Source organism: Trinickia sp. EG282A (assembly GCF_040965455.1).
In the GTDB taxonomy this organism is placed as follows: Bacteria; Pseudomonadota; Gammaproteobacteria; order Burkholderiales; family Burkholderiaceae; genus Trinickia; species Trinickia symbiotica.
In genome coordinates, this window is record NZ_JBFRCC010000001.1 from 801,926 (window position 1) to 822,146 (window position 20,221).

19 protein-coding genes and 3 tRNA genes are annotated in these 20,221 nt (G+C 63.0%); 9 read left to right on the forward strand and 13 right to left on the reverse strand.

Going from position 1 to position 20,221, the window contains the following annotated elements:
- Positions 1–26: 26 nt before the first annotated feature.
- Positions 27–767: a ribonuclease PH gene (gene rph, locus AB4Y31_RS03645; RefSeq protein WP_368672752.1), complete on the reverse strand. Its 741-nt coding sequence runs from the start codon at positions 765–767 to the stop codon at positions 27–29.
- Between the two features lie 150 nt (positions 768–917).
- Between rph and AB4Y31_RS03650 the strand changes: the two genes are divergently transcribed.
- From AB4Y31_RS03650 to AB4Y31_RS03665, 4 genes are all read left to right on the forward strand, one after another.
- Positions 918–1,841: a YicC/YloC family endoribonuclease gene (locus AB4Y31_RS03650; protein ID WP_018440552.1), complete on the forward strand. Its 924-nt coding sequence runs from the start codon at positions 918–920 to the stop codon at positions 1,839–1,841.
- A gap of 12 nt (positions 1,842–1,853) precedes the next feature.
- Positions 1,854–2,558 carry a guanylate kinase gene (gene gmk / locus AB4Y31_RS03655; protein ID WP_107150852.1) on the forward strand — a complete coding sequence of 235 codons (705 nt, stop codon included), beginning with the start codon at positions 1,854–1,856 and terminating at the stop codon, positions 2,556–2,558.
- Between the two features lie 60 nt (positions 2,559–2,618).
- The gene (gene rpoZ / locus AB4Y31_RS03660) at positions 2,619–2,822 is read left to right on the forward strand and encodes a DNA-directed RNA polymerase subunit omega (RefSeq protein WP_006999799.1); all 204 of its coding nucleotides are present in this window, start codon (positions 2,619–2,621) and stop codon (positions 2,820–2,822) included.
- Positions 2,823–2,928: 106 nt separating this feature from the next.
- Entirely contained in the window at positions 2,929–5,319 is a 2,391-nt protein-coding gene (locus AB4Y31_RS03665) for a bifunctional (p)ppGpp synthetase/guanosine-3',5'-bis(diphosphate) 3'-pyrophosphohydrolase (RefSeq protein ID WP_368672753.1), read from the forward strand.
- Between the two features lie 92 nt (positions 5,320–5,411).
- On the opposite strand, the gene AB4Y31_RS03670 is transcribed toward AB4Y31_RS03665, so the two are convergent.
- A tRNA-Arg gene (locus AB4Y31_RS03670) sits at positions 5,412–5,488 on the reverse strand.
- A gap of 74 nt (positions 5,489–5,562) precedes the next feature.
- A tRNA-Arg gene (locus AB4Y31_RS03675) sits at positions 5,563–5,639 on the reverse strand.
- 204 nt (positions 5,640–5,843) lie between these two features.
- Between AB4Y31_RS03675 and greB the strand changes: the two genes are divergently transcribed.
- Positions 5,844–6,410 carry a transcription elongation factor GreB gene (gene greB / locus AB4Y31_RS03680; RefSeq protein ID WP_368672754.1) on the forward strand — a complete coding sequence of 189 codons (567 nt, stop codon included), beginning with the start codon at positions 5,844–5,846 and terminating at the stop codon, positions 6,408–6,410.
- A 68-nt stretch (positions 6,411–6,478) separates the two neighbouring features.
- On the opposite strand, the gene AB4Y31_RS03685 is transcribed toward greB, so the two are convergent.
- Entirely contained in the window at positions 6,479–7,642 is a 1,164-nt protein-coding gene (locus AB4Y31_RS03685) for a porin (protein WP_368672755.1), read from the reverse strand.
- A 554-nt stretch (positions 7,643–8,196) separates the two neighbouring features.
- Positions 8,197–8,460 carry a hypothetical protein gene (locus AB4Y31_RS03690; RefSeq protein WP_368672756.1) on the reverse strand — a complete coding sequence of 88 codons (264 nt, stop codon included), beginning with the start codon at positions 8,458–8,460 and terminating at the stop codon, positions 8,197–8,199.
- A 381-nt stretch (positions 8,461–8,841) separates the two neighbouring features.
- On the opposite strand from AB4Y31_RS03690, the gene AB4Y31_RS03695 reads away from it, so the two are divergent.
- Positions 8,842–9,045, forward strand: coding sequence for a cold-shock protein (locus tag AB4Y31_RS03695; protein WP_018440558.1), 204 nt, complete (start codon positions 8,842–8,844; stop codon positions 9,043–9,045).
- A 122-nt stretch (positions 9,046–9,167) separates the two neighbouring features.
- Positions 9,168–10,376 carry an exonuclease domain-containing protein gene (locus AB4Y31_RS03700; protein WP_368672757.1) on the forward strand — a complete coding sequence of 403 codons (1,209 nt, stop codon included), beginning with the start codon at positions 9,168–9,170 and terminating at the stop codon, positions 10,374–10,376.
- Here AB4Y31_RS03700 and AB4Y31_RS03705 read toward each other — a convergent pair.
- From AB4Y31_RS03705 to pcaQ, 5 genes are all read right to left on the reverse strand, one after another.
- Positions 10,295–10,891: a chorismate mutase gene (locus AB4Y31_RS03705; RefSeq protein WP_368672758.1), complete on the reverse strand. Its 597-nt coding sequence runs from the start codon at positions 10,889–10,891 to the stop codon at positions 10,295–10,297. The genes AB4Y31_RS03700 and AB4Y31_RS03705 overlap by 82 nt on opposite strands.
- 256 nt (positions 10,892–11,147) lie before the next feature.
- The gene (locus AB4Y31_RS03710; RefSeq protein WP_018440562.1) at positions 11,148–11,297 is read right to left on the reverse strand and encodes a hypothetical protein; all 150 of its coding nucleotides are present in this window, start codon (positions 11,295–11,297) and stop codon (positions 11,148–11,150) included.
- 254 nt (positions 11,298–11,551) lie between these two features.
- A complete protein-coding gene (gene pcaC / locus AB4Y31_RS03715) occupies positions 11,552–11,941 on the reverse strand; it encodes a 4-carboxymuconolactone decarboxylase (RefSeq protein WP_107150847.1) in 390 nt (129 codons plus the stop codon).
- A gap of 14 nt (positions 11,942–11,955) precedes the next feature.
- Entirely contained in the window at positions 11,956–13,323 is a 1,368-nt protein-coding gene (locus AB4Y31_RS03720) for a 3-carboxy-cis,cis-muconate cycloisomerase (RefSeq protein WP_368672759.1), read from the reverse strand.
- A 114-nt stretch (positions 13,324–13,437) separates the two neighbouring features.
- Complete coding sequence (gene pcaQ / locus AB4Y31_RS03725; protein ID WP_368672760.1) at positions 13,438–14,394, reverse strand: pca operon transcription factor PcaQ; 957 nt, start codon at positions 14,392–14,394, stop codon at positions 13,438–13,440.
- 118 nt (positions 14,395–14,512) lie between these two features.
- On the opposite strand from pcaQ, the gene pcaH reads away from it, so the two are divergent.
- Positions 14,513–15,271, forward strand: a complete 759-nt coding sequence (gene pcaH / locus AB4Y31_RS03730; protein ID WP_018440566.1) for a protocatechuate 3,4-dioxygenase subunit beta — start codon at positions 14,513–14,515, stop codon at positions 15,269–15,271.
- Positions 15,271–15,951, forward strand: a complete 681-nt coding sequence (gene pcaG, locus AB4Y31_RS03735) for a protocatechuate 3,4-dioxygenase subunit alpha (RefSeq protein ID WP_368672761.1) — start codon at positions 15,271–15,273, stop codon at positions 15,949–15,951. Before pcaH ends, pcaG begins: the two co-directional genes overlap by 1 nt.
- A 149-nt stretch (positions 15,952–16,100) precedes the next feature.
- Here pcaG and AB4Y31_RS03740 read toward each other — a convergent pair.
- The 3 genes from AB4Y31_RS03740 to pepN all read right to left on the reverse strand — a co-directional run bounded on the left by AB4Y31_RS03740 (position 16,101) and on the right by pepN (position 20,101).
- Positions 16,101–16,176 (reverse strand) — tRNA-Thr (locus AB4Y31_RS03740).
- A 62-nt stretch (positions 16,177–16,238) separates the two neighbouring features.
- Complete coding sequence (locus AB4Y31_RS03745; protein ID WP_368672762.1) at positions 16,239–17,273, reverse strand: class 1 fructose-bisphosphatase; 1,035 nt, start codon at positions 17,271–17,273, stop codon at positions 16,239–16,241.
- A gap of 137 nt (positions 17,274–17,410) precedes the next feature.
- The gene (gene pepN, locus AB4Y31_RS03750) at positions 17,411–20,101 is read right to left on the reverse strand and encodes an aminopeptidase N (protein WP_368672763.1); all 2,691 of its coding nucleotides are present in this window, start codon (positions 20,099–20,101) and stop codon (positions 17,411–17,413) included.
- Between the last annotated feature and the right edge of the window lie 120 nt (positions 20,102–20,221).

Sequence of the window (20,221 nt, forward strand, 5' to 3'; positions counted from 1 at the left end):
TGTTCCTTTCGCTCTCTTTGCTCCGTTCAGTCACGCCCCGTCTCCAACGCGGCCTTCTGGCTCTGGATCAATTGCCCGATGCCTTGCTCCGCGAGGTCGAGCAAGGCGTTCATCTCCGCCCGCGAAAAAGGCGAGCCCTCTGCCGTACCTTGAACTTCGACCAACCCGCCGCTGCCCGTCATGACGACGTTCATGTCGGTATCGCAGCGCGAATCTTCGTGGTAATCGAGGTCGAGCACGGGCGTTCCGTCATAAATGCCGACCGAGATCGCCGCCACGTAATCGGTAATTGGCGAGCTCTCGATGCGGCCTGCCGCGATGAGTTTCGTTACCGCATCGTGCGCCGCAACGAACGCGCCCGTGATGCTCGCCGTGCGCGTGCCGCCGTCCGCCTGGATCACGTCGCAATCGATATGCAATGTGCGCGGGCCGAGCTGCTCGAGGTCGAACACGGCGCGCAGCGCCCGCCCGATGAGGCGTTGGATCTCCTGCGTGCGTCCGGTCTGCTTGCCGCGCGCCGCCTCGCGATCGCTGCGCGTGTGCGTCGCGCGCGGCAGCATGCCGTATTCGGCGGTGAGCCAGCCCTGACCTCGTTCGCGCAGGAATTCCGGGACGCGCTCGAGCACGCTCGCCGTGCAGATCACTTTGGTGTCGCCGAACTCGACGAGCACCGAGCCTTCCGCATGTTTCGTGTAGTGGCGCGTGATGCGCACATCGCGCAGCTCATCGGGCCGGCGTCTGCTCGGACGTTGGACGGTATCGGTCATGGTTGGGGCGAGGGCAAGGAAGGAAACCCCGATTTTACCGCCGCCGACCCGACGAGGCCCGCCGCCGTCCGTTGTCGCGCGCCGCCTGCGCCAGGAGACGGTTGCAAAAATGGGATAATGCACGCTCAACTCTCAATCGCGAGACGGACGATGATTTACAGCATGACAGGCTACGCGAGCGCCACGCGCGAGATCGCGGTTGCCGGGGCGACTGGAAGCATGAGCGTATCGGTCGAACTGCGCACCGTGAACTCCCGTTTTCTGGACCTGAATTTCCGCATGCCTGAAGAGGCGCGCGTCTGCGAGCCGACGCTGCGCGAAATGCTGATGACGAAGCTCTCGCGCGGCAAGGTCGACATCCGAATCAACGTGCAGCGCAGCGAGCAGGCGCCGAGCGCGGGCGCGCTCAACCACGAGGTGCTCGCACAGCTCGCTCAACTCGAACAGGCGGTGCTGAGAGCGTTTCCGGGCGCGGAACGCATGCGTAGCGGCGAGGTGCTGCGCTGGCCCGGCGTGCTGGCGGAAAGCGAGGCCTCGGCGGAGGCGCTGCGCGACGGGGTGCTCGCGTGCGGCAAGCAGGCCTTGACGGAGCTGATCGAAGTGAGGGCGCGCGAAGGCGCGCAGCTTGCGACGATGCTGCTCAACAACGTGACCGAGATGGAAGCGATCCTGCAGCGCATCGCGCCGCTCGTGCCGGAACTCATCGCCAAGCATCAGCAGAAGATCGTGGAACGCCTGCAGGAAGCGCTCGGCATTGCCGCCCCCGACACGGCCGCGACGATCGTCTCGCGCGAGGAGATCGCCGAGCGTATCCGCCAGGAAGTGACGATGTACGGCATCCGCATCGACATCGCCGAGGAGCTCTCGCGGCTCGCGGCGCACCTCGCGGAGACGCGGCACGTGATCGAGAAAGGCGGCAAGGTCGGCAAGCGGCTCGACTTCATGATGCAGGAGCTCAACCGCGAGGCGAACACGCTCGGCTCGAAGGCGGCGGCGAAGGAGCTGGCCGATGCATCGATGACGCTCAAGCTGCTGATCGAGCAGATGCGCGAACAAGTGCAGAACCTGGAGTAAGTGAGTACACCGATGACCCATGCTACGCCCGAAGGCGGCGCCCAACGCGACGCGGGCGCCGCGCCCCGCAATCCGTATGCCGGCGCTTATCCCGGCAATCTCTTCATGGTCGTCGCGCCGTCCGGCGCCGGCAAGTCGACGCTCGTGAACGCATTGCTCGCGAAGGATCCGGCGATCCGGCTGTCGATCTCCTATACGACGCGCAAGCCGCGCCCGGGAGAGCAGGACGGGCAGCATTATCACTTCACCACGGTCGACGATTTCCTCGAGCGGCATGCGAGCGGCGAGTTCCTCGAGAGCGCCGAGGTGCACGGCAACTACTACGCGACGTCGCGCCTCTGGATCGAAGAGCAGATGAAAAGCGGTCACGACGTCCTGCTCGAAATCGACTGGCAGGGCGCGCAGCAGGTGAAGAAGCGGTTTCGCAACGCCGTCGAGATTTTCATCCTGCCGCCGTCGCTCGACGCGCTCGAGATCCGGCTCAAGAAGCGCGGGCAAGACGAGCCGAATGTCATCACGCGGCGGCTTCTCGCGGCCGGCAGCGAGATGGCGCATGCGTCCGAGGCCGAGTACGTGATCATCAACGAGCACTTCGAGCGCGCGCTTTCGGATCTGCAGTGTGTCGTCGACGCGACGCGTCTGCGTTTCGGTTCGCAATACGCGCGCCACAGCGAGCTTTTCGTCGAGCTCGGCATTCATCTGCCCCATGTCGAATGAGGGCGGGCAGTTGTGCACTTACGGTAGAATAAGCAACATATTGAGAAGGAATTCCCGAACATGGCTCGCATTACAGTCGAAGATTGCCTGAAGCAGATCCCGAATCGTTTCGAGCTGGCGCTCGCGGCGACGTACCGTGCCCGGCAACTGGCACAGGGTCACACGCCGAAGATCGAGAGCCGCGACAAACCGACAGTCGTCGCGCTGCGCGAAATCGCGGCCGGGCAGGTCGGTATCGAGATGCTGAAGAAGGTACCCGTCTGAAGCATCGGGCGCGGAAGACCCGAGGGCGCCCGATGAGGGCCGTGTCGGGTCTTCCGCGATCGTGCGAAACGTGTACTCTGTCCTGCAACCCTGAACGGAGGCGAATATGAGCAACACCCCATCGTCTGCCTCCGCTGCCGCTGACGCCGAAGCACTTCACCTCGAACGAGAACACGAACACGAGGCGCCGGGCGCTGCGCGAAAATACATCGACGCGGTTCTCGAACAGTCGTTCCGCCACCTGTTCGGGCCGACGGCCACCCCTGAGCAACCTCGCAAGCACGATGTCGTCTCGATCGCGAAGCTGACGTCGATGCTCGGGGGCTACATGAGCCCCGAGGAGATCAAGGAGGTCAAGGCCGCCTTCCATTTCAGCGACGAAGCTCACTTGGGCCAATATCGTCAAAGCGGCGAACCGTATATCACGCATCCCGTCGCTGTCGCGGAGACTTGCGCGGGCTGGAAGCTCGACGCGCAATCGATCATGGCCGCGCTCCTGCACGACGTGATGGAAGACCAGGGGGTGACGAAGGCCGAACTGGCGGAGCGCTTCGGTGCGAAAGTCGCCGAACTCGTCGACGGATTGTCGAAGCTCGACAAGATGGAGTTTCGCAATCGCGAGGAGGCGCAGGCGGAAAACTTCCGCAAAATGCTGCTCGCGATGGCGCGCGATGTCCGCGTGATCCTCGTGAAGCTGGCGGACCGGCTGCACAATATGCGAACGCTCGGCGCGGTGCCGCCGGAAAAGCGGCGTCGCGTGGCGCGTGAAACACTCGATATCTACGCCCCTATCGCGCATCGGCTGGGCCTCAACAACACCTATCGCGAACTCCAGGATCTCAGCTTCGCGAACTTCAACCCGAACCGCTACGCGACGCTCGAAAAGGCGGTGAAGGCCGCGCGCGGGAATCGGCGAGAGGTGGTCGGCAAGATCCTCGAGTCAGTGCAGCGCGCGATCGCCGACGCCCATATCGACGCGGAGGTAACGGGCCGCGAAAAGACGATCTTCAGCATCTACAAGAAGATGCGGGACAAGCAGCTTTCGTTCTCGCAGGTGCTCGATGTCTACGGTTTCCGTGTCGTGGTCGGCTCACCGCTCGAGTGCTACACCTGCATCGGCGCGCTGCATGCGCTCTACAAGCCGGTCCCGGGCAAGTTCAAGGACTACATCGCGATTCCGAAGGTCAACGGGTATCAGTCGCTCCATACGACGCTCGTGGGTCCGTTCGGCGCCCCGATCGAGTTCCAGGTGCGTACGCGCAAGATGCACGAGATCGCGGAAGCGGGCGTGGCCGCGCATTGGCTCTACAAGAGCGGCGCCGCCGACCTCAACGACGTGCAAAAGCGTGCGCACCAGTGGCTGAAATCGCTGCTCGATATCCAAAGCGAAGCAGGCGATTCGAGTGAGTTCCTCGAGCACGTCAAGATCGACCTGTTTCCGGATGCGGTCTACGTCTTCACGCCGAAGTCCAAGATCATCGCATTGCCGCGCGGCTCCACGGCGCTCGACTTCGCGTATTCGATCCATAGCGACCTCGGCAACCAATGCGTCGCTGTCAAAATCAACAACGAGCTGCTGCCGCTCCGCACCGAGCTGAAGAGCGGCGACATCGTCGAAGTGATCACGGCGCCGTATTCGAAGCCGAATCCTGCCTGGCTCGGCTTCGTGCGCACGGGTAAGGCGCGCTCGGCGATCCGGCACTACCTGAAGACGATGCGTCTCAACGAATCGGTGCAGTTGGGCGAGCGCCTGGTCGACCAAGGTCTCAAGGGGTACGGTCTTTCGCTCGCGGACGTCGAGCCGGAGATCTGGGACAAGCTCGTGCAATGGACGGGCAACAAGAATCGTCAGGAGATCTTTGCCGATATCGGCCTCGGGCGGCGTGTCGCCGCGGTGATGGCCAAGCGCATCGAAGTGCTCATCAGCGGGCGCGACGCGGACGAAGACCATCCGCGCGGAGACCACGCCCACACGCCGCATGCGCCGCCTGTCGTGATCACGGGGACCGAAGGCATGTCCGTGCAGTTGTCGGCTTGCTGCCGGCCGATCCCGGGGGACGACATCATGGGCTACATCGGCATCGGGCTCGGCATGGCGATCCATACCACCGCTTGCCGTGTTGCTCAGCGCATTCACCGGCGGGATCCGGGGCGCTGGATCGACGTGGCATGGGCGCCGCAGCCAGGACGGCTCTTCGACGTCGCAATCAAGGTGCTCGTCAAGAATACGAAGGGCGTCTTCGCACGCGTGGCGGCCGATATCACGTCGGCGGACGCGAATATCGTCCACATTGCGATGGACGAGGATTTGTCGCACGAGTCCACATGCTTGCGTTTCGTGATTCAGGTCAGCGATCGCGTGCATCTCGCCAATGTGATGCGCCGGGTGCGGACGAATCCCGACGTCATTCGTATCGCGCGCGAGCGGCCAAGCGAAGAGGGGCATCATCGGCACGACGGTGGCATGCGCGTCGAGCGCGAGCGGGCCGATTATTGATGTTCTGAAGAGACACGTGTCCCAAAGATGCACGTGTCCTGTACCACCGCCGAAAAGGCAAAGGGCCTTCCGTTCGGAAGGCCCTTCGAAGATGGCGCGGCTGGCAGGATTCGAACCCACGACCCCTTGGTTCGTAGCCAAGTACTCTATCCAACTGAGCTACAGCCGCACGTCAGACGGTGCATTCCACCGCTTATCGCGGTGAAAGAAAAGAGCCTTCCGCTAAGAAGGCTCTCGAAAAGGTGGCGCGGCTGGCAGGATTCGAACCCACGACCCCTTGGTTCGTAGCCAAGTACTCTATCCAACTGAGCTACAGCCGCACGCAGAAGCGAAATTATAGCAAACTCCAGAAAAAAGGGAAGTGCTCGTCGCTTCATTGACGCCGCTTACTCCCAACCGCCTCCGGCCGCGAACGGCTGCCGCCGCCATTGCAGGGGACGGTGCAGGCCGATCTTATGTCGACTCCAACGATCGTGTACGCTAGAAGTTCGATTGAAGGAACCCTCGAAGTTTGATTGAGCATCATGAACAAAGCTTTCGTGAAAGAGTCGGGCGACGACGACGCAGACGACGATCTGGAGATCACGCAGCCCGAGGTGCCGGCGGGCACGAAGAACTACATCACGCCCGCGGGCCACAAGCGCCTGCGGGACGAACTGTTGCACCTCATCGACGAGGAACGGCCGGAAGTCGTGAAGCTGGTTTCGTGGGCGGCCTCGAATGGGGACCGCTCCGAGAACGGCGATTATATTTACGGCAAACGGCGGCTGCGCGAGATCGATCGGCGCATTCGCTTTCTGACGAAACGGCTCGACTTGGCCGAAGTGGTGGACAGCAGCAAGCAGGAGAACGTCGATCAGGCGTTTTTCGGGGCGACGGTCGACTACGCCACTTCAGACGGTGAAACGCATACGGTCACGATCGTTGGCGTCGACGAAGTGGACCTCGAGCACGGGCACGTGAGCTGGATTTCGCCGATTGCGCGCGCGTTGCTGAAAGCGCGCATCGGGGACGTGGTCACGCTGCATACGCCCGCGGGAGCCGAGCAGATCGACGTGCTCGACGTACGGTATCCGTCAGCGGGCGACTAACGAGAAAGCGCAAAAAAAAGGCGCCGCAAGCGGCGCCTTCGAAGGTGCAACGGTTTCTTCGAATCTTATTAGAACCGGTGACGGATACCGGCCGTGACAGCGACCTGGTTGGAGGTCGACGACGCCTTGAACGTGTTGAGGTCGGCATTGAACGTACCGCCCGCGCTGTTCATCACGTGCTGGTATTCGCCTTGCAGGTACACGTCGGTACGCTTCGAGAGGTAGTAGTCGGCGAGCAGGCCGGCCGTTCCCCACTTCGGGCTGAGGCCGTTCAACCTTCCGTCCGTGTACGTGTATTCGGCGGCCAGACTCAGAGCCGGCGTCAGCGCGTAGCGGGCGTTCACTTCGTAGTTGTTGAAGCGCATCGAGCCCGGCACGCCAGGGGCGGCCAGCAGGCTCACCGCCGTGCCGTTGCCGATGCTGCCACCACTGATGCTCGCCGCACCGGTGAGACGCGTCTGCGTGAACACGAAGCCGGCCGTTGCGGGGCCGAACGTGTAGTTCAGGCCGGCACCCCAGGTGCGCTGACGCTGAGCGAGGAACGGCGAGTCGGTCACGGCGCCGCCCGAATTGAGCGGGCTCGCAGCCGTGATCGAGTTCACTCCGCTGTTCAATTGCAGGTAAGCCGCGGCGAAATTGAAGCCGGCAAAGCTATACGACGCGCCGACGCTGTACTCGCGGTTGTTCGAGAAACCGGTCGAGTTCGAGAACCCGTACATCGCGCCGAGCTTGAAGCCGGCGTAGTTCGCACTTTGATAGTGAACCGAGTTGTTGACGCGGAACGTATTGTCGAGGTTGTCGTTATCGAACGGATGGGCGAAGAACGTGCCGCCGTATTGCGTGCCCGTCAGCGAGAGCGGCCCGAGGTACTGGACGACGTCGTCATACTGACGACCGAGGGTCACGGCACCGAACTGGTCGCTCGACAGACCGACGAAAGCTTGACGGCCGAACTCACGGCCTTGCTGGCCGAGCGTGCCATTGGCGATGCTGAAGCCGTTTTCCAACGTGAAGATCGCCTTCAGGCCGCCGCCGAGGTCTTCAGCGCCGCGCAGGCCCCAACGGCTCGAGTTGATTGCGCCGTTCGATTCTTGCCAGAGGCTGTGACCTCCGGAGTTGTTCGCGTAGGTGATACCGGCATCGATCAGCCCGTACAGCGTAACGCTGCTCTGTGCATGCGCCATCGTTGCGAATGCGCCGGCGAGAGCGCCGACCAGAAGCGTCTTTTTCATCTTTCTTACTCCATTTAACAGGAAGTTTATTTACGGCTTCGGGAAGCGATCATGCCCTAATAATGCGAGAGGCGAATCGAGCATGAAGACCGGCGCACAGCGAAACAACCCGGCTCTTCCCAACTCGGCCGAGTGTAAATATCTCTTCGCCCATATCGCCATTGCGATTCATGCAATAAAGTATTCGCGTTCCCGCAACGGCGCGAGAAGTGCTTGGAAGCCTTGCCGCGCAAGGGGTTCCGCGGAAGTTCCCGCTTCTTGCCATGCATTGCGGATAATTGAATGTTGTGTTTTCGTCACACGCGGAAACCATTCGCGTCCTGCGGTTCGTGACGGTTTGGTGACGATTATTGAGGGGCGGGAAATACAGGATTGCGGCGCGCGGGGATGATCGCCGGGCTGATTCTGATTACACTGGGTTCTCTGCTCTAGCGAGCGGACTTTTTCGCGAACCGAAAAAGAGGTCTCCAAACCTTTGTCTGCGCGGCTCTGTGGCCGCGCTTTTTTTGGGGGCGCCGGCTGTCATTGGATCAGCCGGCGGCGTGCGTTGCCGCTCATGCCGCGCGGCGCCCGCGGCGGCGATCCTTCGACGATGCGTCGTAACGGGAGTCACGCTCTTCCGACGACGGCACGGCCCAGTCTTCCATGACATAGTGCCGGGCGTCCATCGGCGAAGCGAGAAGGTTCTGCCAGTGATCTCCATGCCAGAATGGATCGAAGTCTAGCGGTGCAGCTCCGCCCGCGACGCCAACGGGGCCCGTGACGCGGGGAATCCGCAGCAGGCCGGAGAAAAAGTGCTTCACATCTGCGATACGCATGACAATCTCCACAGCGCAAACCTATCTTCTGATTCGATGATCCAGTTCGGTGCGAGCCGCGGCAACCCGGAAAAATACTTACACTCGAAAAGATTTGTTGCAAACTCGGTAGGTTTTTCCATTTATCGGTGCCGGATCGTTAGTAGCAGGTAACATTGACGGCGGTTTCCCAATCCGTTTGCAGGCTATGCGCAATGGATCGGACGTTTGCCCAATTAATGAAAAATTCCTTGACGAGCCGTCGCCGTTCCCTTTATAACAACAGCGCCGGATTGACCCGGTATGGCGCGGCCGGCGGAGAGGCGGCGGTGTCATGCCCGAGGCATGGGTTTCGGTGGAGGGCGCTGCCCGTCTATTAAAAATCTCGAGGGAATTAGTACTATGGAAACTGGTGTCGTCAAATGGTTCAACGATGCTAAAGGGTTTGGATTCATCACGGCGGACAAGGGCGGTGAAGATCTGTTTGCGCATTTCTCCGAAATCCGGGCGGATGGCTTCAAGTCCCTGAAGGAAAATCAGCGGGTCGAGTTCGATGTGAAAACTGGCCCCAAGGGCAAGCAGGCGGCCAATATTCGTCCGCTTTAAGCTGACAATTTCGTCCGGACGGAGTGCGCCTCGCGCAAAGGCGCGCGTCGGCCGGCCAGGCGCTCGGTCGTACGCCGATGATTGAGGCATACTTCGGTCATCGACGCACCGAGCGCTTTTTCATGTCCGAATCCCCTCTGCCGAATGCGGCAGTCGATACCTCCGTCGTTTTCGTCGATCTCGAGACCACGGGCGGTTCCCTTTCCGACCATCGGATCACCGAAATCGGCGTTGTCGAGGCCGGGCCGCACGGCGTTTCGCGCTGGAGCACGCTCATCAACCCTCGGCAACCGATCCCTCCGTTCATTCAGCAGCTCACGGGCATTACCGACGAGATGGTGCGCGATGCGCCCCCGTTCGAGGCGATCGCGGCCGAATTGTTCGAGCGTCTCGACGGCAGGCTCTTCGCGGCACACAACGCCGGCTTCGATCGCGGCTTTCTGCGCAGCGAGTTCAAGCGCGCCGGCTTTGCTTTCAATCCCGACGTTCTCTGTACGGTGCGCCTCTCCCGCGCGCTTTTCCCCGAGGAGAAGCGTCACGGACTCGATGCGCTCATCGAGCGCCATGAGCTCGTGCCGCTCGCGCGCCACCGTGCACTCGCGGACGCTGATCTGCTGTGGCAGTTCTGGCGCACGCTGCATGGCCGCTGGGCGATCGACGTCCTTCGCGAGCAGATCGAGCGAACCGTGCGCTACTACCGCATCGCCGGAGAAATCACGGAGGATCTGCTCGACAGCGCCCCGGCCGGCTGCGGCGTCTATGCCTTTTACGACGAAGCAGGCGTGGCGCTCTATGTCGGGCGCAGTGTGCGCTTGCGCCAGCGCGTGCGCGCCCACCTCGTGGGCGAGCGTCGCTCGGCGCGCGAGCTGCGGATTGCCGAACAGGTTCGGCGTGTGCAATGGTGCGAGACGGGTGGCGAGATTGGCGCTCTCTTGACCGAGGCGCAGTGGATCGCCGATTTAAAGCCGAGATTCAACCGCATACCGAGGGCGGGGCGCAACGATCCGTGCGATGCTCCCTGGCCTTACGACGGCGCGATCGCCTTCGAGGAGCGCGGTCGCGGTGACGATGATGCAGCTCCGACTTTCCATGTCGTCGATCTGTGGCGTTACCTCGGCGCCGCGCCTTCGCTCGAGCAGGCCGCCGACCTCGCGGCCGGGCGCCGCGCCGCGCCGGCGTTCGAGCTATCGACCTATCGGATCCTGGAATCGCGTCTCGCGCGCGGTCTGCGAGTGCTTACTCTTCCATCTCAACCGACGCCGCCCATTCCGCCGGCCGAACAGACGTGCGCGAGTGCGGTCGAGAGCGGCGCGGCTTCGCTCGCGTCGTAGCGGGTCATCGATTTCCAGTTCTGGACGCTGCGTGCGAGCCGCGTCGGGCAATCGGGCGCGTCGCGCAACGGCTGCACGCGCGCGAGCGCCGCGATCATCGCTCGAGTGAGCCGGTCCAGCTGCGGACGCGTCGATGCGGCCAGGTCGGGCGCGGGGCTCTCGGGGGGCCTTGACGTCCGCCACTTCTCGAACAGTGCGGTTTGTGCCTCTTTACTTGCCTGGATCTGGTCCTGGAAGAACGCGTGTGCGAAGGCGGGATCCACGCCGCCGGCGCGCGCCCGCTGCTCGACGTCGGCGAGCAGTGCCGCTTCGCGCGGCGCGTCCGTAATCGGTCGATGGTTGGCCCACTTCCATTGGGCGACGGGCACGGCAAGGGCCAGGCGTTGCGAGGCCAATGCAACGAGGTTCACGAGCGGTGTGTCGTCACCATCGGCAACCGCGTTGCAGGGAGTCGCCAGTATGGCGGCGCTGAGGACGGTCAGGCAGGCGATAAAGGCGCGGAGAGAACGTTTCATCGGCGTGGAGATCGGAGCGCAATCGGCAAGCCTCGTCAAGCCATCCGCCGTGTAACGACGCGGCGCATGCACAGCGGCGCTTGCGGGCTGAGTGGATGGAGCGGAACGAGCGGGCAGACGGAACGGGCTCGGCGTACGACCGACCCGGCAGATCGACATCAATAGGTTTGCACGTGCGCGCGCCGCGCGACTCGCGTTTGCGGCGAGCGCGCATGACCTGCCGCGTCGTGCGGCCTGTTACTGGCATGACGCACGGTCATTTCGAATCGCACGATTTGCGTTGCTCGTCGAAAAACGCACGAACGTGTTCGGGCAGCGCAGCGCCCAGAAATTCGACGCCTACCGGCTCAGGATCCGGGCTCGCGACCTTGTCAGGGGGCGGAATGTAGGCGGGTTTTGCTTCCATGATGTCTCTCCTCGCGTAAGGCGATTATCCGACGCGCTCACGGGTCCATGCCAGCAGCGAAGCGATTTTTAACGCTTTGTTGCCGCTTTGTTGCATTAACGGCACACATACCCTTTTTGTGAAGCTCGCGCCGTCAGGAGTTTCCCGAGAGCACGTCGACGGCGTCCAATCGCGCCGTGCGACTTATCACGCAAGATAGAGACGATCTGTCCGGAAACGAACCTTGCCGAACCGGTCACGCTTTGCCGGCGCGCTCACGCGCTCGATTCGTCTTCGTCACGGAAAATGCGCTCGGCGAGGTGGAAGGCTGAGTTCGCTGCCGGCACGCCGCAGTAGATCGCGGTTTGCAGCAAGACTTCCTTGATCTCTTCGCGCGTGACGCCATTGTTTTTTGCGGCGCGCAGATGCAGCGCGAGTTCCTCGCCGCGATTGAGCGCCACCATCATCGCGATCGTGAGCAGGCTGCGCGTGTGGCGGGGCAGGCCGGGGCGAGTCCAGATTTCCCCCCACGCGTAGCGTGTGATCAAGTTCTGAAAATCGGCGGTGAGCTCTGTTCGGTTCGCGATCGATCGATCGACATGCGCATCGCCTAGCACGGCCCGACGCACGGTCATACCGGCGTCATAACGGTCTTCGTCGTTCATGGTTGGTCACGTTTTCAGGTGGGTTTGCGAGTGCGGAAGGCGTCGAGCACCGCATCGACGAAGGCCTCGGCGCGTCCGCTGTAGTTGGCGGGATCGAAGAGCGCGTCGAGTCGCTCCGTCGATAGCCGCTTCGTCACCTCCACGTTCGCCGCCAGCACTTCACGCAAACTTCGTCTGCTCGCCACTGCCTCTTTCGAGGCGTGTTCGACGAGATGGTGAGCTTCGAGGCGGCCCATCGTTTCCCCGAGCGCAAGCATGATCGCTTCCGCCAGGATGAGGCCGCGAGTCGCGTCGAGGTTGGTGGCGAGGCGTGCGGTGTCGATCTCTAGACCGTCGACGATCTCGGTTGCCTGCGCCAAGGCGCCGGCGCAGAGTCGGACGATATCGGGCAGCGTCTCCCATTCGGCCTGCCATCCGCCGAGCGCGCGCTCGTGCTCCTGGACCATGCCCGCCAGCATCGTGGCGACGAGGCCAGGGGTGCGCGCCGCCGCGCTCAGCACGGCAGCGCAACCGACCGGGTTGCGCTTGTGCGGCATCGTCGACGAGCCGCCTTTGCCGGCCCCGGACGGCTCGGCGAGTTCGCCGATTTCCGTTTGCATCTGCAGCGAAACATCGCGCGCGATCTTGCCGAGCGTGCCGGTGACGAGCCCGAGCACGGTCGCGATTTCGGCGATGCGATCGCGATGCGCGTGCCACGGGATGGCGGGCAACGGCAATTGAAGGTCGCGCGCGAGCGCCTGCGCGACTGCGTCGGCACGCTCGCCGAGGCTTGCAAGCGTTCCGGCCGCGCCGCCGAACTGCACGGCCAGCGCCCGCGCGCGCAGTTGCGCGAGCCGCGTGCGGTGGCGCTCGATCGCGTCGAGCGATTGGGCGAATTTCAAGCCGAGCGTGATCGGCAGTGCCTGCTGCAACCAGGTTCGTCCGACCATCGGCGTCGAACGATGGCGCTCGGCCTGCCGCGCGAGCGCCGCCGACAGCGTATCGAGCTGGGCCTCGATGGCCGCAAGCGCATCTCGCAACTGCAGGATCATCCCCGTATCGATGATGTCCTGGCTCGTTGCACCCCAGTGGACATACTTCGCGGCTTCCGGCGAGCTCGATGCGACGAGCGCCGTCAGCTGCTTGACGAGCGGAATCGCCAGGTTGCCGGCTCGAGCAGCGGCCTCGGTCAGCGCGTCGGCGTCGATCCGATCCGCGTCACAAGCCGCCTCGATCGAATCGACAGCGGTGGCCGGGATGACGCCGCACGCAGCCAGGGCACGCGCGAGCGCGGCTTCGACGTCGAGCATGCGCTGCACCGTCGCACTTGGCGAGAAAACGGCGATCATCGCGTCGGTGGAGGTCAGCCGATCGGTTAGTCGTCCTTCGAAGTTTTGAACCATAGCGGGCGGTCCTCGATGACTCGCGTGATGTGAGCTATTGCATGTTCGATAACCGAACAATATGTCGCATAACGAACAAACACGGCCGATGGTATGTCCGGCTTCCCTCGCCGGTCAAGAAGCGCGGGTTGCTCGTTTGCGGCCGGACTGACGTTCGGGCCGCGCATCGCGCGCGCAGTCCCTCAGCAGATCGAGCAGCAGTTGCGCCAGTTCGCTCGGGGCGCCGGCGCTTCGGCGCAGGATCCCGACTGGCTCCTCCGCGCTGGCCGTAGGCAGGTCGAGACGGGCCAGCAGGCCGTCGTCGAAATCGTCGCGCGCGGCTCCTTGCGGCGTGATCCAGACCGCATTGGAACGCCGCACGAAGAGTCGGGCCACGGAAACCGATAGGGTTTCCATCGAGCTCGGCGGCACACGCAGCGCATGGGCATCGAGCCACGCGTCCGTATGCAGCCGCGGCACCGTGCCGGCCGGAGCGACGACGAGCGGATAGGCGAGCACGGCCGCCAGGGAAATGCCGGCTTTGCCCAGCAGAGGATGGCGAGGGCGAACGGCCATGATGAGCCGCTCGCCATACAGTAGTTCGAAAGAAAGACCTTGCATGGCGGAGGGCTCGGCCATGCGGCCGACGACGAAATCGAGTTCACCCGCCTTGAGCGCCGCGAGCAGGACCGCGTTCGTCGCCGTGCGCAGGCGTATGCCGGCATGCGGCCGCACTTCGCGCAAGCGTGTCAACGCATCGGGCAGCAAACCGCTTGCGACAGTGGGCAATGCGCCGATGTCGAGGATCGCGGCCGAGGGCTCGACTACGCCGGCGAGCGCGGCGCCGGCCGAATCGAGCGCGCGCCCGACATCCGCCGCATAGCGGAGAAAATGCTCGCCTGCCTGCGTGAGCCGAGCGCCGTGACGGCCGCGCTCGACTAACTGCGCGCCCGCCAGGGCTTCGAGCTCGGAAAGCGTTTTGGAGACTGCCGGCTGGCTGAGGTGAAGCCGCTCGGCTGCGCGGCCGAGGCTGTGTTCCTGCGCGATGGCGAGAAAGCAACTGATATGGCGAAAGCGGATCCGGTTTTCCATCACCAAAGGTTATGGAAAGTGGCAGAACATGTCAATTTACCTAAAGCTTTATTCAACTTACATTGAGGGCTCGCCGTGGCGCGTTTGGCCGCGGCCATCCGTTTAGAGGAGACGAACGATGCATATCTCGGCAGCCGGGGAGGGCGCGGCGTACGGCGAATTCGCGCAGCGCGAGACGACGCTTCACCCGCCCGCTTACACGGCCGGCTACAAGACGAGCGTACTGCGCTCGCCGCGCAATGCGCTGATTTCGACGCTGGCCACATTGTCGGAAACGACAGCGCCTGTTTTTTCGCCGGATGAATTGGGCCCGCTCGACAACGACCTCATCATGAATTTCGCGAAAGACGGACTGCCGATCGGCGAGCGCATCGTCGTGCACGGCTATGTTCGCGACGAGTTCGGGCGTCCCGTGCGCAACGCGCTCGTCGAGGTATGGCAGGCCAACGCGGGCGGCCGATACCGTCACAAGAACGACAAATACATCGCGCCGATCGATCCGAACTTCGGCGGATGCGGGCGCATGCTGACCGACGAGAACGGGTACTACTTCTACCGGACGATCAAGCCCGGCCCCTACCCGTGGCGCAACCGTATCAACGATTGGCGGCCGTCGCATATCCATTACTCGCTGAGCGGCGACGGCTGGGCGCAACGGCTCATCACGCAAATGTACTTCGAGGGAGATCCCCTCATCGCTCAATGCCCGATCTTGAAGACTGTCCCGGGCGAAGAGCAGATTCGCGGGCTCATTGCGCTGCTCGATACGGCCAATCACATTCCGCTCGACAGCCGCTGTTATCGCTTCGACATCACGCTGCGCGGGCGGCGTGCCACGCATTTCGAGCAGGCGATTCAGATTCAGGGAGCTAAGTGATGTCCTCCAAACCGTTTTTCTTTTCGCCGCATCCGTCGCCGGCGTCGTCGGGCCTCGTCCATTTCGACGAGACGGCATCGCAAACGGGAGGCCCTTATGTCCATATCGGCCTTGCGCCGAAGCAGGCGGGCTTCGATATCTTCGAGAACAATTTCGGGAATGTGCTCGTGGCGGACGAGACACGCGGCGAGCGCATCGACATCCAAGGGCACGTCTACGACGGTTCCGGCTCGCTCGTGCGCGATGTGCTCGTCGAAATTTGGCAAGCCAATGCCGACGGCAAATACGCGCATCCGGCGGACCGGCAGGCGAAACAGCTCGATCCGTCGTTTCGCGGATGGGGGCGCACCGGTGCGGATTTCGAGACAGGCCTCTATCGGTTTGAGACGATCAAGCCGGGGCAGGTTGCGGGTCGCAATGGCATGACCCAGGCGCCGCACATTTGCATGGTGCTGTTCGCGCGCGGGATCAATATCGGCTTGCACACGCGTCTTTACTTCAGCGACGAAGCCGAGGCCAATCAGCGCGACCCGGTACTGACGGGCATCGAATGGGAAGTTCGGCGCAAAACGCTGATCGCCGAGCGCAGTGAGCGCGACGGAAGAACGGTCTACACGTTCGATATCCGGCTGCAAGACACGCCCGACGGCGGACGCGAGACTGTGTTCTTCGACATTTGAGGCACGTCGACAAATGAAAGCGGCCGCATAGGGATATGCGGCCGTTTTCATTGCTCCTATTCGCCCACCGTTGCGGCATGCGAGCAGTGTCGATCGCAGCTGAAAGCAAAAGGCCCAATCCGAGGACTGGGCCTTTTGCATGATTCTGTTGGTGCCGGAAAGAGGAATCGAACCCCCGACCTTCGCATTACGAATGCGCTGCTCTACCGTCTGAGCTATTCCGGCAACCGGAGAAACGAGATTATAGAGACAGGTCTGCGTTCGTTGCAAGCCCCTGCATCAAATTTTTATGCGCTTCGTCCGGCGGCCGCCGTTTCTTCCTCGTGATATCGGGTCACGCGTTCCACTTCGTTTTTCGAGCCGAGGAAGACCGCCACACGCTCGTGGAGGCTCTTCGGCTCGATCTCGAGAATCCGTTGCCTGCCGTTCGTTGCCGCGCCGCCTGCCTGCTCGACGATGAACGACATCGGGTTCGCTTCGTACATCAGCCGCAGCTTGCCGGGCTTGTCGGGCGTGCGCCGATCGGCCGGATACATGAAGATGCCGCCGCGGCTCAGAATACGATGAACGTCCGCCACCATCGACGCAACCCAGCGCATGTTGAAGTCCGCTTGCCGCGGCCCCGTCTTGCCGGCCATGAGTTCGTTCACGTATTGCTGCACGGGCGGATACCAGTGCCTGGCGTTAGATGCGTTGATCGCATACTCGCGCGTGTCTTCAGGGATGCGCATGTTGGGATGCGTCAGCACCCATGAGCCGAGTTCGCGATCGAGCGTGAAGCCATTCACACCATTGCCCGTGGTCAGCACGAGGACGGTTTGCGGCCCGTAGACGGCGTAGCCGGCCGCCACCTGACGCGTGCCGGGCTGCAAGAACGAATCCTCCGTTGCTTCAGAGCCGTTCGGACAACGCAAAACCGAGAAGATCGTGCCGATCGAGACGTTGACATCGATGTTCGACGAGCCGTCGAGCGGGTCGAAGACGAGCAGGTATTCGCCGCGCGGGTATTCCGAAGGAATCGGGAAAAGTGTTTCCATTTCCTCCGAGGCCATCGCAGCGAGGTTGCCGCCCCATTCGTTGGCATCGAGCAGGATCTCGTTCGACAGGACATCGAGCTTTTTCTGCACTTCGCCTTGGACGTTCTCCGTGCCCGCGGTGCCGAGCGCTTCGCCCAGCGCGCCTTTGCTGACGTGGTAGCTGATCAGCTTGCACGCCCGCGCGACAACTTCGATCAAAAGGCGCAGATCCGCGGGCAGATTGTTGTTCTCGCGTTGCTGCTCGATCAGATACTTCGTGAGGGTGGTGCGTCGTTGCAAGGACATTGCGGACTCCGGGAAGCCAAGTGAGATGCCGGAATTTTACTCGCCGGGGCGGACCTGGCCGCGGGTTTTTGCGCGGTCGCCCACGCTCGAGGGCGTGGGCGGCGCTAACGGCCGTTACATCGTCCAGGCAGGTTGCATTACGCCAGTGCCTTTTCGACGATTTCGCGGACATCACGCGAAGACGCTTGCGCCGCTACGCGCTCGAGCGCTGCGCGCATACGCTCGCGCAACGCCGGCGTATAGCGCCGCCAGAGCTCGAGCGCTCGCGCGAGGCGCGCGGCCACTTGCGGGTTCAATGCGTCGAGCGCGATCACCTGCTCGGCCCAGAACGCATAGCCGGAGCCGTCCGCGGCATGGAACTGCGCGGGGTTGCCCGAGCAGAAGCTGAATATCAGCGAGCGCGCGCGGTTCGGATTGCGCAACGTAAACGCCGGATGTGCCATCAACCTGCGCACCGTTTCGATGATCGGCCGCTCCTGGCTGCCACGCTGCGTGGCTTGCATCGCGAACCACTTGTCGATGACGAGCGGTTCGCGCTCGAAGCGCCGATAGAAGTCGTCGAGCGCTCGATCCGCCTGCGCTGTCGAACGCGTAGCGGACGCTGCGAGCAGCGCCGAAAGCGCCGCGGCACGATCGGTCATATTGTTGGCGGAATCGTATTGCGCGACGGCCAGGCGAATGGCATCGGATGGATCGTCGAGCTCGGCCAGGTAGGCAAGTGCGAGGTTCTTCAACCCCCGGTGTCCGGCCGCTTGCGGCGTCGGGTCGAAGGGCCCCGGTGTTTCATGGCGCGCATAAACGGCCAGCCATTCGTCGCGCAGTGCGGTGGCAAGGCGCTGGCGAACGAACTGTCTCGCCGTGTGCACGGCCGCCGGATCCGCTTCGGCCATCTGTTCGGCCAGATAGGGTTCGGAGGGCAGCACGAGTGCGAGCTCGCGGAATGCCGGGGAAAGCGATTCGTCCGTCAGCACGCGGGCGAACGCGGCGACGACCGAATCGTCGAGCGACAGCGGCTCATTGGCGGCGGCTCGCGCGGCGAGCGCCAGCAGTTCGCGCGTCGCGAGGCGCTGGCCGGCTTCCCATCGGTTGAACGGATCGCTATCGTTCGCGAGCAGAAAAGCGAGTTCGTCGTTGGTGTAGTCGTATTCGACGATGACGGGCGCCGAGAAGTTGCGCAGCAGCGAGGGTAGCGGAGGTTGCTCGACGTCGACGAACGTGAAGGTCTGTTCGGCCTCGGTCAACTCGAGCACGCGCGTCGTGCCGCCGGCCGCCGGCTCGCCCTCGAGGCGCAATGGCAGATCGGCACCGTCTCGGCCGATCAGGCCGATCGCGAACGGAATCAGAAGCGGGCCTTTCTGCGTTTCCCGCGCGGCTGGCGCGGCGTCGCCGTAGCGTTGGGAGAGCGTGACCGCATAGCGGCGCGCGGCCGAGTCATAGGCGGCGCGCACGGCAATGCGCGGCGTGCCCGCCTGGCTGTACCAACGCTCGAACTGCGTGAGGTCGCGGCCATTTGCATCGGCCAGCGCGTGGCGAAAATCGTCACAGGTTACCGCTTGCCCGTCGTGGCGCTTGAAGTAGAGGTCCATGCCGCGCCGAAAACCCTCGCGGCCGAACAACGTCTGATACATCCGCACGACTTCCGCGCCTTTTTCATAGACGGTCATCGTGTAGAAGTTGTTGATTTCGACGTAGCTTTCCGGCCGCACCGGATGCGCCATCGGGCCCGCATCCTCGGCGAATTGCATCTGCCGCAGCACGCGCACGTCCTCGATGCGCTTCACCGCTCGCGCGGCGCCGTCGGTCGCGCCGCCTTGCATGTCGGCTGAGAACTCCTGATCGCGGAACACCGTCAGGCCTTCCTTTAGGCTCAACTGGAACCAGTCTCGGCAAGTGACGCGGTTGCCCGTCCAGTTGTGGAAGTACTCGTGACCGACCACGGCCTCGATGTTGGCGAAATCCGTATCGGTCGCAGTTTCCGGATTAGCAAGCACATACTTCGTGTTGAAGATGTTGAGGCCCTTGTTTTCCATCGCGCCCATGTTGAAATCGCTGACCGCGACGATCATGAAACGGTCGAGGTCGAGCTCGAGGCCGAAGCGCTCCTCGTCCCAGTGGATGGCGTGAATCAGCGAATCCATGGCGTGCCGGGTCTTGTCGAGATCGTGCGGCTCGACCCAGACCTGCAGCAGCTTTTCCTTGCCCGAGCTCGTGCGGATCCGCTCCTCGAGCGCGACGAGCTTGCCGGCGACGAGCGCGAAGAGATAGCTCGGTTTCTTGAACGGATCTTCCCATTTCGCGGCATGCCGGCCGTCGGGCAGGTCGCTCGCCTCGACGAGGTTGCCGTTCGACAGCAGCACGGGGTAAGCCGCCTTGTCGGCCCTGATCGTCACCGTATAGGTCGACATGACGTCGGGGCGATCGAGGAAGTAGGTAATGCGCCTGAAACCTTCCGCCTCGCATTGCGTAAAGAAGTTGCCGCTCGATACGTAAAGGCCCGAGAGCGTCGTATTCTCGGCCGGCTTGCAGATACTTTCGATCCTGAGCTCGAAGGTGTCGGGAACATTGTCCACGGTGAGTCCATGCTCGTGCGCGCGATGGGCCGGGTGCGGGGCCCCGTCGATCGCAACCGAGACCAGCTCGAGCGCTTCGCCCATCAGGTCGAGTCGCGCAGCAGGCGCCGCGTCGGGGTTGCGGCGCACGCGCATCGTGCTCTTGACGAACGTACGCTCGGGCACGAGGTCGAACTCCAGTGCGACGGAATCGATCAGGAAGGCGGGCGGCGTGTAGTCGGCCCGGCGAATCACAGTGGAAGTGGCGGTGTCGGACATGGCGGATCGATACTTGGATGAAGGGATCCCAGCCATTGTACAAAGGCGCGGGCGCGTTCGCCGCGTTGGCGTATCATCGCACCGGCCTCTCGGGGGAGGTCGGCGAGCATTTGAGATAAG